16 protein-coding genes and 1 rRNA gene are annotated in these 17,115 nt (G+C 73.0%); 11 read left to right on the top strand and 6 right to left on the bottom strand.

Annotation, left to right across the window (positions count from 1 at the left end):
• The first annotated feature begins 67 nt into the window (after positions 1–67).
• Genes AB0C35_RS39260 through AB0C35_RS39245 form a run of 4 tightly spaced genes read left to right on the top strand, consistent with a single transcriptional unit; the run spans position 68 to position 3,773 of the window.
• Positions 68–1,561 carry an LCP family protein gene (locus AB0C35_RS39260; protein ID WP_358467416.1) on the top strand — a complete coding sequence of 498 codons (1,494 nt, stop codon included), beginning with the start codon at positions 68–70 and terminating at the stop codon, positions 1,559–1,561.
• 40 nt (positions 1,562–1,601) lie between these two features.
• Positions 1,602–2,072: a hypothetical protein gene (locus tag AB0C35_RS39255; protein WP_358467415.1), complete on the top strand. Its 471-nt coding sequence runs from the start codon at positions 1,602–1,604 to the stop codon at positions 2,070–2,072.
• A 40-nt stretch (positions 2,073–2,112) separates the two neighbouring features.
• Complete coding sequence (locus AB0C35_RS39250) at positions 2,113–3,207, top strand: enolase C-terminal domain-like protein (RefSeq protein WP_358467413.1); 1,095 nt, start codon at positions 2,113–2,115, stop codon at positions 3,205–3,207.
• Positions 3,204–3,773 carry an AAA family ATPase gene (locus tag AB0C35_RS39245; RefSeq protein ID WP_358467411.1) on the top strand — a complete coding sequence of 190 codons (570 nt, stop codon included), beginning with the start codon at positions 3,204–3,206 and terminating at the stop codon, positions 3,771–3,773. The genes AB0C35_RS39250 and AB0C35_RS39245 overlap by 4 nt, the downstream gene beginning before the upstream one ends.
• A 27-nt stretch (positions 3,774–3,800) precedes the next feature.
• On the opposite strand, the gene AB0C35_RS39240 is transcribed toward AB0C35_RS39245, so the two are convergent.
• The 4 genes from AB0C35_RS39240 to AB0C35_RS39225 all read right to left on the bottom strand — a co-directional run bounded on the left by AB0C35_RS39240 (position 3,801) and on the right by AB0C35_RS39225 (position 10,288).
• Positions 3,801–4,955, bottom strand: a complete 1,155-nt coding sequence (locus AB0C35_RS39240; protein ID WP_358467507.1) for an acyl-CoA dehydrogenase family protein — start codon at positions 4,953–4,955, stop codon at positions 3,801–3,803.
• A 61-nt stretch (positions 4,956–5,016) separates the two neighbouring features.
• Complete coding sequence (locus AB0C35_RS39235; protein WP_358467409.1) at positions 5,017–6,981, bottom strand: biotin carboxylase N-terminal domain-containing protein; 1,965 nt, start codon at positions 6,979–6,981, stop codon at positions 5,017–5,019.
• A gap of 5 nt (positions 6,982–6,986) precedes the next feature.
• Complete coding sequence (locus AB0C35_RS39230; RefSeq protein ID WP_358467505.1) at positions 6,987–8,519, bottom strand: carboxyl transferase domain-containing protein; 1,533 nt, start codon at positions 8,517–8,519, stop codon at positions 6,987–6,989.
• 56 nt (positions 8,520–8,575) lie between these two features.
• On the bottom strand, positions 8,576–10,288 hold the full coding sequence (locus tag AB0C35_RS39225; RefSeq protein ID WP_358467407.1) for an acyclic terpene utilization AtuA family protein: 1,713 nt from the start codon (positions 10,286–10,288) through the stop codon (positions 8,576–8,578).
• A 99-nt stretch (positions 10,289–10,387) separates the two neighbouring features.
• Here AB0C35_RS39225 and AB0C35_RS39220 point away from each other — a divergent pair, with 99 nt between their 5' ends.
• Positions 10,388–10,996 carry a TetR/AcrR family transcriptional regulator gene (locus AB0C35_RS39220; RefSeq protein WP_358467405.1) on the top strand — a complete coding sequence of 203 codons (609 nt, stop codon included), beginning with the start codon at positions 10,388–10,390 and terminating at the stop codon, positions 10,994–10,996.
• Between the two features lie 24 nt (positions 10,997–11,020).
• Here the strand turns inward: AB0C35_RS39220 and AB0C35_RS39215 are convergent, their stop codons facing one another.
• Complete coding sequence (locus AB0C35_RS39215; protein WP_358467403.1) at positions 11,021–11,440, bottom strand: methyltransferase domain-containing protein; 420 nt, start codon at positions 11,438–11,440, stop codon at positions 11,021–11,023.
• An 87-nt stretch (positions 11,441–11,527) separates the two neighbouring features.
• Between AB0C35_RS39215 and AB0C35_RS39210 the strand changes: the two genes are divergently transcribed.
• The 6 genes from AB0C35_RS39210 (at position 11,528) to AB0C35_RS39185 (ending at position 16,929) form a co-directional block, all read left to right on the top strand.
• On the top strand, positions 11,528–12,331 hold the full coding sequence (locus AB0C35_RS39210) for a metalloregulator ArsR/SmtB family transcription factor (RefSeq protein ID WP_358467401.1): 804 nt from the start codon (positions 11,528–11,530) through the stop codon (positions 12,329–12,331).
• A gap of 82 nt (positions 12,332–12,413) precedes the next feature.
• Positions 12,414–13,088: a DUF998 domain-containing protein gene (locus tag AB0C35_RS39205; protein WP_358467399.1), complete on the top strand. Its 675-nt coding sequence runs from the start codon at positions 12,414–12,416 to the stop codon at positions 13,086–13,088.
• A gap of 123 nt (positions 13,089–13,211) precedes the next feature.
• A complete protein-coding gene (locus AB0C35_RS39200) occupies positions 13,212–14,738 on the top strand; it encodes an NAD(P)/FAD-dependent oxidoreductase (RefSeq protein ID WP_358467397.1) in 1,527 nt (508 codons plus the stop codon).
• Entirely contained in the window at positions 14,735–15,517 is a 783-nt protein-coding gene (locus AB0C35_RS39195) for a fatty acid desaturase (RefSeq protein WP_358467395.1), read from the top strand. The genes AB0C35_RS39200 and AB0C35_RS39195 overlap by 4 nt, the downstream gene beginning before the upstream one ends.
• A 4-nt stretch (positions 15,518–15,521) precedes the next feature.
• Complete coding sequence (locus AB0C35_RS39190) at positions 15,522–16,136, top strand: TetR/AcrR family transcriptional regulator (RefSeq protein ID WP_358467393.1); 615 nt, start codon at positions 15,522–15,524, stop codon at positions 16,134–16,136.
• A 76-nt stretch (positions 16,137–16,212) separates the two neighbouring features.
• Positions 16,213–16,929 (top strand): hypothetical protein, encoded by a 717-nt coding sequence (locus AB0C35_RS39185; RefSeq protein WP_358467391.1) that lies wholly within the window; start codon positions 16,213–16,215, stop codon positions 16,927–16,929.
• 110 nt (positions 16,930–17,039) lie between these two features.
• On the opposite strand, the gene rrf is transcribed toward AB0C35_RS39185, so the two are convergent.
• A 5S ribosomal RNA gene (gene rrf, locus AB0C35_RS39180) occupies positions 17,040–17,115 on the bottom strand; the annotation flags it as partial.

The following is a 17,115-nucleotide window of genomic DNA, read 5'->3' as shown; positions in this document are numbered from 1 at the left end:
GACCGGTTTCGCGCGTCGTTAAATGTGAGCCAGGCTTAATTCACCGTGGGTGGGAATCGGAGCGTACATGGGTCGATCGGCGAGTCGGCGCGCCCGGAAAGGGGACGGGGATCGCTCCTCCGGCGGCGCCGGGGGGCTCCCCCGGGCGCTCGCGCTGACGCTCGCGTCGGCCCTGGTGTGGGGCGTCGCCCACATCGTCGCGGGCCGGCGGATCGCCGGGTGGCTGCTGCTGTCCCTGTACGTCGCGCTCGCCGCCGCCGTGGCGGCCGCCGGCACCTTCTACCGTTCCGACCTGCTGCACCTGGCCGTCCAGCCGGACGTGCTGCAGCGGCTGTCGGCCGCGCTGCTGGCGCTCGGCGTGGTGTGGGTCTTCATCGTGATCCGCTCCTACCAGGTGCTGCGTCCCCTCCGGCTGTCGGCGCCCGCGCGCACGCTCGGCGCGGCCGCCGTCGCCGTGATGTGCTTCGCCGTCGCGGTCCCCGTGGCCTGGTCGGCGCACGGCACCTACGTCTACCGGGACGCGCTGACCAGCATCTTCCACAGCGGCAACCAGAACGGCAAGGAGGTCGACGCCGACGACCCGTTCAACGGGCAGGCCCGCGTCAACATCCTGCTCCTCGGCGGCGACTCCGCCGAGAACCGCACCGGCGTGCGCACCGACAGCATGACGGTGGCCAGCGTCGACACCGAGACCGGCGACACGGTGCTGCTGAGCCTGCCCCGCAACCTGGAGAGCTTCCAGCTGCCGCCCGGACCGGCCCGCGACCGGTTCCCCTACGGCTTCACCGGCGACGGCCCGCAGACGCCGGGCCTGCTGAACGAGGTGTACCAGTACGCCGAGGAGCACCCCGACGTGGTGCCGGGCGTCCCCAAGAACCAGCGCGGCCCCGAGCTGCTGAAGGCCACCATCGCCGGCATCCTCGGCCTGCGGGTCGACTACTACATCCTGGTCGACATGTTCGGCTTCGCCGACATCATCGACGCCATGGGCGGCGTCAAGATCAACATCAAGCAGCCCATCCCGTACGGGCTGGAGGGCGCGGTGCTCGAGCCCGGCCACCGGACGCTGTCGGGCAAGGAGGCGCTCTGGTACGGCCGGTCCCGCACGGGCAGCAGCGACTACGTGCGGATGGCGCGGCAGAAGTGCCTGATGGCCGCGATCGCCGAGCAGGCCGACCCGCGGACCGTCCTCACCAGCTTCGACAAGCTCGCCGCGGCCGCCAAGCAGACCCTGTCGACCGACATCCCGCACGAGCTGCTGCCCGCTCTGGTGAAGCTGTCGGACAAGGTCAAGGACGGCGCGCACATCAACAGCCTGCAGTTCGTGCCGCCGCTGATCTACACCGGGAACCCGGACTTCGACCTCATCCGCAGGCTGGCGGCCGAGGCGGTCAACACCGATCCCCGCCAGGTGAGCAGCAACCCGAGCGGCGAGCCCGGCGCGTCGCCGAGCGTGTCGCCGCCGGTGGCCGGCCAGCCGGGGACGGGGCAGCAGCCGGGCGGCGGCGCCACGCAGTCGCCCACCAGCGAACCGGTGTCCCTGGAGGCGAACTGCCCGTAGCCGTTCCCGGCGGTACCGCCGGCGCGGGACACTCGTACCCGTGAAACGGGTGCACCGGCTCCGGCAGGTCGTCAACGCGGTCAACCTGTCGACGTGCCTGGGTCTGCTGCTGGCCGTGACCGCCACCCGCCGTCCCCGCGGCGTCCGCCGGGCCCCGGACGGGCTGCTGGTCGCCGGCGGCTACCGGCCGCCGCTCCCGGCCGCGCCGGTGTTCACCGTCGGCAACGTCGTCCTCGTGCGGGGCGACGCGTCCGGCCTCGCCGACGGGTCGCGGCTGCTGCGGCACGAGGCACGGCACTGCACGCAGTACGCCTGGTGCCTCGGCCTCCCCATGATCGCGCTGTACGTGGTGTGCGCGGGCGCGTCGATGCTGCTGTGCGGCGACTGGTCGTCCTACAACCCGTTCGAGCGTCTCGCCGGCCTCGCCGACGGCGGGTACGAGCGGCGGCCGCTGCGCCCGGTCCTGCGCCGGCTCCTCGGTGGTGGATCCCGGCCACCCCGCGCGGGCTGACCCGCCCGGTGTGTCTTCGCAGGTGCCCGGAGGGGGGATCATGGGAGGAGACCACTTCCTCGAAGGGCGGGTGCGGGTGCCTCGGATCCAGGGCTGCGACGCGTTCCGCGTGACGATGCCGCGCGGGCGGCGGCCGGAGAGCGTCCTCGTCCGCCTCACCGGCGGCGACGCCGTGGGCTGGGGCGAGATGGCCGTCCCGAGCGGTTCCGGCGGTCCGGGCCCGGCCTGGGCCGACATCGAGGAGCGCATGGGTCCCGCGCTCGTCGGGCTCGACCTGGACCGTCCCGAGGACGTGTCCGCCGCCGCCGACCTCGGGGCGCAGGAGGCGGCCGCCGCCGTCGACACCGCCTGCTGGGACCTGTGGTGCCGCGTGAAGGGCCTGCCGCTCGCGCACGCGCTCGGCGGCACCCGCACGTCCATCGTGACCGGTGCGCGGATCTCACCGGAGCCGGCGCTGGACACGCTCACGGGCCGCGTCAACAAGGCCGTTGGAGCGGGCCACACCCGCGTCACCCTGGGCATCCGCCCCGGCTGGGACATCGAGCCGGTCCGGGCGGTCAGGCAGGCGTACCCGGCGCTGGCGCTCGTGGCCGACGCGGGCCACGCCTACTCCGACTCGCCCGAGCACCTGGCCGTGCTGGAGGCGCTGGACGCCTACGGCCTGGCGGCGATCGAGCGTCCGTTCGCGGCCGGCGACCTCGCCGCGCACGCCCGGCTCCAGCTCCGGGTGGGCGCCGCCGTCGCCCCCGCCATCGGCGGCCTGGAGGACCTCGACGCCGCCCTGTCGCTGGAGGCGGGCCGCGCCCTGCACCTGCGGCTGGACCGGCTCGGCGGGCTGACCGCGGCCCGCAGCGCCCACGACCTGGCGTACGCGGCGGGGTGGGACGTGTGGTGCAGCGGGTGCGGCGCGTTCGGCATCGGCCAGGCCGCCGCCGTCGCGCTGGCGTCCCTGCCGGGCTGCACGCTGCCGAGCGACGTGTCCGACCCGGCGGGCGGCCCGGTGTTCGTGACGCCGCCCGTCCGCTCGTCCGGCGGCGTCGTCGGGGTCCCGCTCACCCAGCCGGGGCTCGGCCACGAGATCGACGAGGCGCGCATCGAGCGGCTGGCGACCCGCCGGCTGCGCCTGTCGACATGATCCCCGCCCCGGTGTGGGTGGTGGCGGGCCCGCCCGGCTCCGGCAAGTCCACCGTGTCGGGCCTGCTGCTGGCGCGGCTGCGTCCCGTCCCGGCCCTGCTGGACAAGGACACGATGTACGGGCCGTTCGTCGAGGCCGCCCTCGCCGCGTCGGCCCGCGACCCGGGTGAGCGGGAGGGCCCGTGGTACGACGAGCACGTCAAGCCGCACGAGTACGCCGGGATGACCGCGACGGCGCGGGAGATCCGCGCACACGGCTGCCCGGTGCTGCTCAGCGGCCCGTTCACCGGCCACATCCGGGACGGGTCCCGCTGGGCGGAGTGGACGCGGTCCCTGGGCGGCCCGCCCGTGCGTCTCGTGTGGGTCCGCACGGACGCCGCGACGCTGCGCCGCCGCCTGGAGGAGCGCGGCTCGCCCCGCGACACCGGCAAGCTGGCCGGCTTCGAGGCCTTCACCGCCCGGATGCGCCCGGACGAGCCGCCGCCCGTCCCCCACACGGCCGTGGACAACCGGCTGGCGGCGCCCGTCCCCCTGGAGGCGCAGCTCGACGCGCTGGCCGGCCGGTAGCGCCGCCGGCCGGCACGACCCGGCCGGTCAGTAGGACTTGGGCAGGCCCAGGGAGTGCTGCGCGACGTAGTTGAGGATCATTTCGCGGCTGACGGGGGCGATGCGCATGAGGCGGACGACCCCGGCGAGCATGCCGACGCCGTACTCGGTGGTGAGGCCGTTGCCGCCGTGCGTCTGGATGGCCTGGTCGACGCAGTGGATCGCTGCCTCGGCGGTGGCGTACTTGGCCATGTTGGCGGCCTCCCCGGCGCCCGTGTCGTCGCCTTCGTCGTACAGCCAGGCGGCCTTCTGCCCCATCAGCCGCGCCAGCTCCAGCTCGATCTTCGCGGCGGCGAGCGGATGCGCGAGGCCCTGGTGCGCGCCGATGGGCGTCTTGAACACCTGCCGTTCGTTCGCGTAGGCCGTGGCCTTGCCGAGTGCCAGGCGGCCGATCCCGGCGCCCATGGCGGACGCCATGATCCGCTCGGGGTTGAGGCCGGCGAACAGCTGCAGGAGTCCGCCGTCCTCGTCCCCGACCAGCGCGTCGTAGGGCAGCCGGACGTCGTCGAGGTGGCAGATGAACTGCTTCTCCGGAGACACGATCTCCATGTCGATCGGCGTCCAGGAGAAGCCCGGCGCGTCCGTCGGGACGATGAAGAGCGAGGGACGCAGATTGCCCTTCTGGTCCTGGGAGCGGCTGACGAACATGACCGCGTCCGCCTCGTCCACCCCCGAGATGAAGGTCTTCTGCCCGCTCAGCACCCAGTTGTCGCCGTCACGCCTCGCCGTGGTGGTGATGCGGTGCGAGTTCGAGCCCGCGTCGGGCTCGGTGATCGCGAACGCCATCTTGACCGAGCCGTCCGCGAACCGCGGAAGCCACCGGCTCCGCTGATCGCCGGTGCCCGACCGCGCGATGATCGTGGCGCAGATCGCCGGGGAGACGACCATGAGCAGCAGCGGGCAGCCCGCCGCGGCCAGTTCCTCGCACACCGCGGCGAGGTCGCCGATGCCGCCGCCTCCGCCGCCGTACTCCTCGGGGACGTTCACCCCGAGGTAGCCGAGCCGGCCGGCCTCCGACCACAGCTCGTCGGTCTTCTGCCCGGACCTCGCCTTCTCCACGTAGTACGAGGCGCCGTACTTGGCGCCCAGCTCGGCGACGGCCGCGCGCAGCGCCCGACGCTCCTCGGTCTCGACGAAGCTCATCCGGGGATCCCTGCTCTCCATGCCTCCGGGCCCTCGGCCCTGCGAGGGCGCCCTTCGTTCCTCACTGCGCACTCGCCTCTTCGATGACGGCGAGGACGGCGCCGGACTCGACCTGCCGGCCCGCCGTGACGTTCAATTCCGCGACCGTCCCGGACGCGGGGGCGGCGATGCGGTGCTCCATCTTCATCGCCTCCAGGACGACGAGGGTCTGTCCCTCGGTGACGGCGGCGCCCTGCTCCGTCTCGACGCGCACGACGGTCCCGGGCATCGGCGCGAGGAGCGAACCGGGTGCGATGTGGCTGCTCGGGTCGGCGAATCGCGGGACGGCCCGGAACGTCACCGAGCCGAGACGGGAGTCGACGTACACCGAGTCACCGGCGGTGGTCACCGTGAACGTCTCGCGCAGCCCGTCATGCTCCAGGACGACCCTTTCCGGTGCGGCGCTCACCAGCGACGTGCCGGGGCACAGTCCGGACACCAGCCCGTCCCGGTCCAGGCGGTAGTCGGCGGTGACCGTCCCGGACGGGCCCTCGAACGTCCTGCGCTGTGGCTGCGACCGGACGTTGCGCCACCCGGAGGGTAGCCCGCCGAGCGCCGGGGCGGCCGCCCGGTCCGCGGCGGCCCCGGCCAGCGCGGCGGCCAGCGCGGACATCCGGACCGCGTCCTCCCCGGCCAGCGGCGCGGCGAGGACATCCAGGCCGATCCGGTCCAGGTACCCGGTGTCGGTGTCGCCGTCCAGGAAACCGGGCTCCTCCAGGATCCGGACGAGCAGGTCGCGGTTGGTGGCCGGGCCGTGGACGCGGGCGCCGCGCAGCCCGGCCGCGAGCCGGCGGGCAGCGGCGCGCCGGTCCGGCGCCCACGCGATCACCTTGGCGAGCATCGGGTCGTAGTGGACGCCGATCTCGCCGCCGCTCTCCACCCCGCTGTCGAGCCGCAGCCCGTACGACGCGGGGACGGCGAACTCGGCGTCGACGTCCGGCACCTCGAAGGTGTGCAGGGCGCCGCTGCCCGGACGCCAGTCGAGGGCCGGGTCCTCGGCGTACAGGCGGACCTCGACGGCGTGGCCGCGCGGCTCCGGCACCGCGTCCGGGAGCCGTGCCCCCTCGGCGATCTCGATCTGCAGCCGGACGAGGTCGACCCCGTACACGCACTCGGTGACGGGATGCTCTACCTGGAGGCGGGTGTTGACCTCCAGGAAGAAGAAGCGGCCGTCGCGGGCGAGCATGAACTCGACCGTGCCCGCCCCCGTGTAACCGATGGCGCGGGCCGCGCTCGCCGCCGCCCCGCACAGTTCGGCGCGCAGTCCGGGCCCGACCGCGGGCGACGGCGCCTCCTCGACGATCTTCTGGTGGCGGCGCTGGATCGAGCATTCGCGTTCGCCGAGCGCCCAGACCGTGCCGTGCGCGTCGGCGAGGATCTGCACCTCGATGTGCCGGGCGCCTTCCAGCAGCGGCTCGCAGAACACCGTCGGGTCGCCGAACGCCGACTCCGCCTCGCGGCGCGCTGCGGCGACGGCGTCCGGCAGCCCGTCCGGCGTCCGGACGATCCGCATGCCGCGCCCGCCTCCGCCCGCGGACGCCTTCACCAGCAGCGGGAAGTCGGCGCCGGTGACCTGGGCGGGATCCAGCTCGGGCAGCACCGGGACGTCCGCGGCGGCCATCAGCTTCTTCGCCTCGATCTTGGAGCCCATCGCCGCGATCGCCGCCGGCGGCGGGCCGATCCAGGTCAGGCCGGCGTCGATCACGGCCCGCGCGAAGTCCGCGTTCTCCGACAGGAACCCGTACCCGGGGTGGACGGCGTCCGCCCCGGCGCTCCGCGCCACCGCGAGCAGCCGCCCGGCCGACAGGTACGTCTCCGCCGGGGACGCCCCGGGCAGCCGCCCCGCCACGTCCGCCTCCCGGACGTGCGGCGCGCCCGCGTCCGGGTCGGAGTGGACGGCGACCGTCCCGATCCCGAGGTCCCGGCAGGCCCGCAGGACGCGGCGGGCGATCTCGCCGCGGTTGGCGACCAGCACTCTTGCGATCATCACCCTCACATCCGGAAGACGCCGAAGCCGTCGGCTCCGCGCACGGGCGCGTTGTGGACGGCGGACAGGCACAGGCCGAGAACGGTGCGGGTGTCGCGCGGGTCGATGACGCCGTCGTCGTAGAGCCGCCCCGACAGGAAGAACGGCAGCGACTCCGCCTCGATCTGCGACTCGACCATCTCCCGCATCGCCCGGTCCTGCTCCTCGTCGTAGGCCTGCCCGCGCGCTTCGGCGGCCTGCCGCGCCACGATCGACAGGACCCCCGCCAGCTGCTGCGGGCCCATCACCGCCGACTTCGCGCTCGGCCATGTGAACAGGAACCGGGGATCGTACGCGCGGCCGCACATGCCGTAGTTGCCCGCCCCGTACGAGGCGCCCATCACGATCGTCAGGTGCGGGACCGTGCTGTTGGCCACCGCGTTGATCATCAGGGCGCCGTGCTTGATGATCCCGGCCTGCTCGTAGTCCTTGCCGACCATGTAGCCGGTCGTGTTGTGCAGGAACAGCAGCGGCGTGTCGCGCTGATTGGCGAGCTGGATGAACTGCGCCGCCTTCTGCGCCTCCTCGCTGAACAGGACGCCCTGCGCGTTGGCGAGCACCCCGACGCGGTGGCCGTGGACGCGCGTCCAGCCGGTGACCAGGCTCGTCCCGTACAGGGGTTTGAATTCGTCGAACCGCGAGCCGTCCGCGATCCGGGCGATGACCTCACGCGGGTCGAACGGGACCTTCAGGTCCTCGGGGACGATGCCGGCCAGCTCGTCCGCGTCGTACAGCGGCTCCTCCACCGGGCCGGGCGGCGGGCCGGGCTTGCGGTGGCCGAGGTTCTTGACGATCTGGCGGCCGAGGCGCAGCGCGTCCGCCTCGTCCACGGCCATGTAATCGGCGAGGCCCGACGCCCGCGCGTGCATCTCCGCGCCGCCGAGCTCCTCGTCGCCGGCCTCCTCCCCCGTCGCCATCTTCACCAGCGGCGGACCGCCGAGGAACACCTTCGCGCGCTCCTTGACCATGACGACGTAGTCGCACATGCCGGGGATGTACGCGCCGCCCGCCGTGGAGTTGCCGAACACCAGCGCGATCGTCGGGATCCCGGCCGCCGACAGCCGGGTCAGGTCGCGGAACATCCGCCCGCCCGGAATGAAGATCTCCTTCTGCGTCGGCAGGTCGGCGCCGCCCGACTCGACCAGGTTGACGAGCGGCAGCCGGTTCTTCAGGGCGATGTCGGACGCCCGGAAGCTCTTCTTCACCGTCCACGGGTTGCTGGCCCCGCCCCGCACCGTCGGGTCGTTCGCCACGATCACGCATTCGACGCCCTCGACGACCCCGATGCCGGTGACGACGCTCGCGCCGACGGAGAAGTCGCTGCCCCACGCGGCGAGGGGGCTCAGCTCCAGGAACGGCGAGTCGGGGTCGAGCAGCATCTCGATGCGTTCGCGCGCGAGCATCTTGCCGCGCGCGTGGTGCCGCGCGACGTACTTCTCGCCGCCGCCCTCCAGCGCCTTGGCGTGCTCGGCGTCCAGGGCGGCGATCTTCTCCAGCATGGCCGCGCGGCGTTCCCGGTACTCCGGGCCGCGCGTGTCGAGTGTGCTCTTGAGCGTCAAAGGACTGCCTCCGGGATGTCGACGAGGCGGGACCGCAGCCACTCGCCGAGGGCCTTGCCCTGCGGGTCGAACCGGGTCGAGGCCGATACGCCCTCCTGCAGCAGCCCCTCGACGACGAAGTTGACCGCACGGAGGTTGGGCAGCACATGGCGGTGGACGGGATGGTCGCGGGTTTCGGGCAGCAGTTCGCGGAACCGCTCGACGGTGAGGAACGCCTCAAGCCACCGCCACTGCGCGTCCGTCCGCGCCCACACGCCGATGTTGGCGTCCCCGCCCTTGTCCCCGCTCCGCGCCCCCGCGACCCGCCCGAGGGGCGCCCGGACGGACGGCCCCTGCGCCGGCCGTTCCCGGCGCGCGGTCTCCTCCGGCGCGGGAAGGGTGGCCGTCGTGGACACGGGCGGGATGGGGACACGCTCGCCCTCGTGCGTCACCGCGACGTGCTCGACGGCCTCGTTGGGGACGAACGCGGGCGTGTAGACCCCGTAGGGGCCGCCCTTGCCCGGCGGGGACGTCATCGTGAAGCCGGGGTAGCCGGCGAGTCCCAGTTCCACGGCCGCGCCGCTGAACGCACGGCCGACCTTCTCCGGGTCGGGGTCGAGGACGGCGCAGCGCAGCAGGGCGGTGGCCTCCCCCTGCGTGGCGGGGTCGGGCCCGGCGGTGCCGATGAGCGTCCATTCGACGCGGGCCGGCGGGGCGTCGCCGAACGCGGCCTCCAGCCGCCTCCTGGCCAGTTCCGCCTTGGCCTCGATGCCGAGGCCGGTGAGGACGAACGTCATCTCGTTGCGGTGGCCGCCGAGGTGGTTCAGGCAGACCTTGGTGGTGGCGGGCGGCGGGACGCCCTTGACGCCGCTGATCCGCACACGGTCGGGGCCGTCCTGGGCCGGCTCGATCGTGTCGAAGCGCGTCGTGACGTCCGGGCCGGCGTAGAACGGCCCGCCGATCTCGTACAGCAGCTGCGCCGTGACGGTCTCGACGGTCACGGCGCCGCCCGTCCCCGGGTGCTTGGTGATCACGCTGGAGCCGTCGGCGTGGATCTCGGCGATCGGAAAGCCCGGCTCCTTTACGTTGTAGATTTCTTCGAAGAAGGCGTAGTTGCCGCCGGTGGCCTGGGCCCCGCACTCCAGGACGTGCCCGGCGGCCGTCGCGCCGGCCAGCGCGTCCCAGTCGTCGCGCGCCCACCCGAAGTGCGCGGCGGCCGGCCCCACGGCCAGGGACGCGTCGGTGACGCGGCCGGTCACCACCACGTCGGCACCCGCCCGCAGGCACTCGGCGATCCCCCACGCCCCCAGATAGGCGTTCGCCGTGAGCGGCGCTCCGTAGCGCGAGCCCGCGAGCCCCAGTTCCCCGGCCCGCGCCAGCAGGTCATCGCCCTCGACATGGGCGATCCGCACCTCGATGCCGAGGCGTCCGGCCAGGTCGCGCAGCCTCGCGGCCAAGCCGCGCGGGTTGAGCCCGCCGGCGTTGGCGACGATCGCGGTGCCGCGCTCCACGGCGAGCCCGAGGCACTCCTCCATCTGCCGCAGGAACGTGGTGGCGTACCCGGCGTCCGGGTCCTTCATCCTGCCGCGCCCGAGAATCAGCATCGTCAGCTCGGCGAGGTAGTCGCCGGTGAGGACGTCCAGCGGCCCGCCCTCCAGCATCTCCCGGACCGCGGAGAAGCGGTCGCCGTAGAAGCCCGAGGCGTTACCGACCCGCAGCGGTTGGCTCATGGCTGAACCCTGCCAGCCCGGACGGAAAAAATCAATCACGCATGATTGTTTCCTGGTCGGCGTTTTGGTTGACTGGAGCTCCACCGAGCCGAGGACCACATGACCACGCAGGCAGTCCCCCGCCAACCGCAGCAGGACCGCAGCCGCGCGACGCGCCGGCGCCTCCTGGAGGCCGCCGTCGACTGCCTCGCGTCCGTCGGCTGGGCCGGGACGACCGTGGCGGTGGTCGCCGAGCGCGCCGGCGTCTCCCGGGGCGCCGCGCAGCACCACTTCAGGACGCGCGAGGAACTGGTGACGGCGGCGGTCGAGTACGGCTCGGACGTGCGGATGACGCAGATGCGCGAGCGCCTGGACGCGCTGGCCGACCGGCGTCCGTCCACCCTGGAGGTCGTCGCGCTGCTCGGCGAGATGTACACCAGCCCGCTGTTCCGCGCCGCGCTTCAGCTCTGGGTCGCCGCGAGCTCCGACGAGCAGCTTCGCGCGCAGGTCGTCCCTCTGGAGGCCCGGGTCGGACGCGAGGCGCACCGCCTCACCATCGAGGCGCTCGGCGCGGACGAGAGCGTGCCCGGCGTCCGCGAGACGGTGCAGGCGACGCTCGATCTCGTCCGCGGCCTCGGCCTGGCCGATCTCCTCACCGACGATTCGGCCCGCCGGACCCGCCTGCTGAACCAGTGGGCCCTCACTCTCGACCAGGCGCTCGGCGGCTGACCCCGCACGGCCGCGGGCCGCGGCTCAGACGGTGATCTCCCGCAGGGGGTCGCCGCCGTCGACGAAGACGCGCCCACCGGGCGCGAGCGCCGCGGCGATGCGCCGGACGGCCTCCCGGCCGGCCTCCGGATGGCGGCCGTCCAGCGCCCCCACCCGCACCGCGAAGACGAGGTCGAAGGGACCCTCACCGGGTCCGGGCGCGAAGTCCTCGATCGCGGTCCGCCGGACGCTCATGCGCCCCGACGCGATCTCGGCGGCCGAGGCGGCCTGCGCCTGCGCGACCGCCTTGGCGGACCTGTCGATCGCGAGCACGTGGCCGGTGCCGAGCCGGGCCGCGACGGCCCGCGCGGCGGCGCCCGGCCCGCAGCCGATCTCCAGGACGCGCATGTCCGGCGCGAGCGGCAGCGCGTCCACGATCTCGGCGAGCCGGGGCGAGAGCGTCATGGGCCGACGATAAGGCATCCCGCCGCCCGCCGCGGCTTTCCTCGACCATGGTTGACATGTGACCTTTTGGTCACGTATTTTTCGAGTGTGGACGACGACGATCTGGCGTTCAAGGCGCTGGCGGACCCGACCCGCCGGTTCCTGCTCGACCTGCTGTTCGCCCGGGACGGGCGGACGCTCGGCGAACTGGAGTCGGAGGTGGAGATGACACGGTTCGGCGTCGCCAAGCACCTGCGCGTGCTGGAGGACGCCGGGCTGGTGGTCCCGCGCCGTTCGGGCCGGGAGAAGCTGCACTTCCTCAACCCGGTGCCGATCCGGCTGATCCACGACCGGTGGATCGGCAAGTACACCGAGCAGCCCGTCGCGGCGCTCGCCGACCTCAAGCGAGAACTGGAGACCGACATGACGACGACCGAAACCGGCGGCGACAGGACCGTCCAGGTGTACCGCGTGTACATCAAGGCGACGCCGCAGGCCATCTGGGACGCCATCACCAAGCCGGAGTGGACGGTGAAGTTCGGCTACCAGGCGCCGGTGGAGTACGACCTGCGTCCCGGCGGCGCCTTCCGCGGCCTCGCCAGCGACGTGATGAAGCAGCACGGCGCCCCGGACGTGGTGATCGACGGCGAGGTCATCGAGTCGGACCCGCCGCGCAGGCTCGTCCAGACGTGGCGGGCGCTGTTCCTCGGCGAGGCGCACACGCGGCTCACCTACGAGATCGAGGACGACGAGACCGGCATCTCGCGGCTGACCGTCACCCACGACGTCACCGGCGCGCCGCAGACGGCGGCGCAGGCCGCGGGCGAGATCCCCGAGGCCGGCGGCGGCTGGAGCCAGACGCTCAGCGACCTGAAGACCCTGCTGGAGACCGGCGAGTCCCTCTTCGCCTGATCGTCGCCTCCCCCTCCCCCCCGCGTCATTCCGCGCCGGCGGCCGGACCTCGGCCGCCGGCGTCCCCCGAAAAGGAGTCCCCATGCACAGCGCCCCCACCACCGGCACGTCCCGTTCCCACACCCCGCCCGCGTCCGCCCGCGCGCTGCTCGCCGGCGGAGCCGTCGCCGGGCCGCTGTTCGTGCTGCTGATCGTCGCGCAGGCGCTCGTCCGCGACGGCTATGACGCCGCGCGCCATCCGCTCAGCATGCTCGCGCTCGGCGAGCACGGGTGGATCCAGACCGCGAACTTCCTGGTCTGCGGCGTCCTCGTCACGGCGTCCGCCGCCGGGCTGCGCCGCGTCCTGGAACCGGGCACGATCGGCCGCACCTGGGGCACCGCCCTCATCGCCGTCTACGGCGCGAGCCTGGTGTGGGCCGGGGTGTTCCGCACCGACCCGGCCGACGGCTTCCCGGCCGGGACGCCCGGCGGCGCCGGCGAGGTCAGCTGGCACGGCATGCTGCACAACCTCGCCCCGGTCGGGATGGGCCTCGCGCTGAGCGCGGCGTGCGCGGTGTTCGCCCGCCGGTTCCTCCGCGAGGGACGGCCCGGCTGGACGGTCTACAGCGCCGCCGCACCGTCCGCGTACCTCCTCCTGGGGTTCGCCGCGCTCCCGGCGGGCGACTTCCGGCTCATGCTCGCCGGAGGCGCCGTCATCTGGACGTGGGCCGCCGTCCTGTCGCTGAAGTTCCTGCGCGAATCCGCCGGCCGCACCTGAACCGCCCGGAGGCGGTCGCGCTCCACGGCGGAGCGGGGCCGCCTCCGGCCATTTCCGGCTCCACACATTGACCGCGGCCGGTACCGGACGGAATCTGAACCCATGTTCAGAACAGACGTTCAGATGGATCGTCCACGGAGAGCGGCGCGTTTCCCGGCGTCGTGCGAGGTGGCCGTGCTCGGCGGGGGCCTCGCCGGGATGGCGACGGCGGCCCGGCTGCAGGCGGCGGGGGTGTCCACGCTCGTGATCGAGGCGCACGGCCATGTCGGCGGTTGCGCCGGCTACTACCGCCGGCGGGGCTTCTCCTTCGACGTGGGCGCGACCACGATGGTGGACTTCGAACCCGGAGGAGTCGGCGCGGAACTCCTCGACGGCATCGGGATGGACCCGGTCCCCGGCGAGGCGCTGCCCGGCTACGTCGGCTGGCTGCCCGACCGCAAGGTCACCCTCTACCGCGACACCCGCACCTGGCACCGCGAACGGCTGAGCACGCTGGGCGACAGTCCCCGGCACCGCGCGTTCTGGGCCCGCCTCGACCATCTCGCGCACGTGTTCTGGGACGCGAGCCGCGCCGGCGTGCGGCTGCCGATCCGGCGTCCCGCGGACGCGATCCACAACCTGCGGGCCCTCGGGCCTCGCGGCCTGCCGCTCGCCCGCCACCTGAACACCACCCTCGGGGACGTCCTCGTCCGGCACCGCCTCCGCGGTGACGCACCGCTCGTCGGGCTGCTGTCGATGCTGGTCGAGGACACCGTGCACAGCACCGTCGACCGCGCCCCGCTCATCAACGCCGCGCTGGGCGTCACCATCCGCGGCGCCGGACTCACCCGCGCGGACGGCGGCATGCGCGGCTTCTGGCGGCGTTTCCTCGCGCACTATCGCGGGATCGGCGGGCAGCTGCGCGTCGGCTGCCGGGTCGAACGCGTCACCGGACGGGCCGGGGCGTTCGTCGTCCACACGGCCCGGGGCGCCGTCCACGCCCGGCAGGTGGTGAGCGCGCTGCCGGCCGCCACGACCGCACGCGTCGTCCCCGACCTCGCGCGCCCGCTCGACCCCTACCTGGAACGGGACGAGCACGACATGGGCGGCGCGATCGTCGTGTTCCTCGGCGTCCCGGACGACGAGGTCGCCGGCCAGGAGTTCACCCACCATCAGCTGCTGCACGACTACGACCGGCCACTCGGCGACGGCAACAACATGTTCGTTTCGGTGTCCGCGCGGGGCGACACCGAAAGCGCACCGCCGGGCGAACGCGCCGTGATGATCTCCACGCACACGCGGCTCGCGGACTGGGAAGGGCTGCCGGACGCCGACTACGAGGTCCGCAAGCACGAGATCGGGGAGCGTCTCGTCGGCCTGGCCCGCCGCGTCCACCCCACCCTCGGCGAACGCGCGCGCGTCTGGGAGGTGGGCACACCGCGCTCGTACGAACGTTTCGCGTTCCGGCCGGGCGGGGCGGTCGGCGGCGCCCACCAGTCGCCCGGCAACGCCAACCAGAACGCGATCCCCCATTCGCTGGGCGTGCCCGGCCTGTGGCTCGTCGGCGACTCCACCTGGCCCGGCCTCGGCACCGTCGCGTGCGCGCTCGGCAGCCGCATCGTCGCGGACGAGGCGCTCAAGTCCGCGCGCCGGACGGCGGTGACGCGATGACGGTCCCCAAGCTGTCCGAACTCGGCCCCGACCTGCTCGTCACCACCCGCCCGCGGCGGATCCTCACCCTGTCCCTCCCCTACGCGGGGGTCACCCTGTTCGCCGCGGCATGGCTCGCGGGCTGGTGGTGGTCGACCCCGCTCATCGCCTTCGCCATCTTCGTCGCGGTGGTGACCGCGACGCACGACGTCGTCCACCGCTCCCTCGGACTCGGCAGGCGTGCCACGGAATGGGCCCTGTTCCTGCTGGGAGCCGTCCTCCTGGAAAGCGGCCACGCCTACCGCGCCACCCACCTGCAACACCACCGGACGTTCCCGAGCGAAGAAGACCCGGAAGGGTATCCCGCGAACCTGTCCGCGCTCGGTGCGCTCGTCTACGGCCCGGTCTTCCTCGTCCGCCTGTGGTGGTGGGCGTACAGGCGCGGTTCCGTGGGACAGCGCGTGTGGCTGCTGGCGGAGGCGGCGCTGCCCTTCGCGGCCGTCGGCGCCGGCGTCCTGTTCTCCCGTGGCCTCCTCGTGTACGCCGTGATGATGATCGTGGGAAGCTGGGTCTACCCGTTGCTGACCGTCCACCTGCCGCACCGGCACTATGGGGACACGCCGCTCACGCAGACGCACACCCTGCGCGGACGGGTCGTCCCCGCACTGTTCCTGGAGTTGACCTACCACTTGGAGCACCATCTGTACCCGCAGGTGCCGAGCCACCACCTGGCGCGGCTCGCGCGGCGGCTGGACCCCGTCCTCGCCGACGCCGGCGTGAAACCCTGGAAAGTGATCTAGAAAAATGGCGCCACGCGCGGAGGTCAGAAGACGCCTCCTCGACGCGACCATCCGAACGCTGGCCATCGAGGGGTACGGCGGGACGACCGCCCGTTCCATCGCCAGGACGGGCGGTTTCGCGCCGGGAGTCATCTACTACCACTTCGAGGATCTGGAAGCCCTTCTCGTCGCGGCGCTCCGCGAAACGAGCCAGGCCCGGAGGGAACGCTACGAGGAGGCGCTCGGCTCCTGCGCGGACGCCACCGAACTGTTCTCCCGTCTCCGTGAGGTGTACGCCGCGGACGTACGCGAACAGGGCCATATCGACGCGGTCCAGGAACTCTTCACCGCCTCGGCGACGTCGCCGCGGCTGCGGGAGGAACTACTGGCGCACGTCGAATCGTGGTCCGCCTTCGCCGCCGCCGCGGTCCAGCGTCTCGTCGACGGAACGGCCTTGGAGAACGTCGTCCCGTCCCGTGAGGTCGGGATGATCGCGGTCGCGATGTTCCTCGGCATCCAGAAACTCGTCCACCTGGACGACGACCGCTCCCGCATCGAATCGCTCTTCAACACCGCCGAATCCGCCGCGCTGCTCTGGGATGCCTTCGCCCGCGGCCCCACAACGATCCCCGAAAAGTGAGAAGAAGGCCCGCCAACGTCCCGCCTCCGCTCAACGTGGCCGTGGGCGGCTTCCGATTCCGGATTGAGAGGCCAGCATGAACTCGGGCGAGGATGAAGCAGCCGCCGAGGAAGCGCCCGGCGCCGTGCAGGGGTTCATGGCGCTGCCGACGCGAACCGATGACGGACGGGGACCGTTCCTCCGCTGTCTCGCCGACATCGTCCGGCTGATCGATCTCGCGGTCGAGCCCGAGCCGGATCCCGACGACCGGCGGCGCTGGGAGCGCCAGGTACGGGCGGCACTCCGAGCCGCCTGCCGACAGGACCCGGCGCTGCCCGACGCCGCCTTCGACGTTCTGATCAGGGCGGCCGTCTATGACCCCAACCCGAGCTTCAACCGGCAGTTCGTCGAGCCGGCCCTCAACGCATTCGGACGCCGGCGCGTCCGCTCAGAACTCCTCGACCATCTACGAACGGGCACCGACCCGGAACGGGCGGGCGCCGCGCGGGCGTGGTACTGGTCGGCCCTACCGCTACGGCCGCACGACGTGCCACAGGAGGGCCCGCGCACCGAAAGCCCGGCAGAACCTGATGACAGGTCGGTCCTGGCACAGGAGTGGTCCGAGGTCGCGCTCCGGGAATTCGTGAACAACGAGCACCTGGACGTTCGGCGTTGCATCCTTCCCGGACTTCCCCTGTGGCGGTCTGCGTACCCGCCGGAACTACACGACCTCGTCGACACTGCGGTGGCGATCGCCCGCTCGCATCCAGACGAGTACATTCGTCACCGCGTGGAACACCAGGTTCGCCGCTGACCGCCCTGCAGATTCCGAGGGACCGGTACCCCTGCGGACCGAACGACCACGAAAGCCGAGAAATGAGAAAGGGCCCCGCCGGTGTCGGCGAGGCCCTTTCTGCAATATGAGTCCGGCGGTGTCCTACTCTCCCACACAGTCTCCCATGCAGTACCATCGGCGCTGAAGGGCTTAACTTCCGGGTTC

The organism is Spirillospora sp. NPDC048819 (assembly GCF_040650055.1).
Taxonomy (GTDB): domain Bacteria; phylum Actinomycetota; class Actinomycetes; order Streptosporangiales; family Streptosporangiaceae; genus Spirillospora.
Note: the sequence above shows the minus strand (reverse complement) of the source record. Positions and strands in the feature narration are given on the sequence as shown.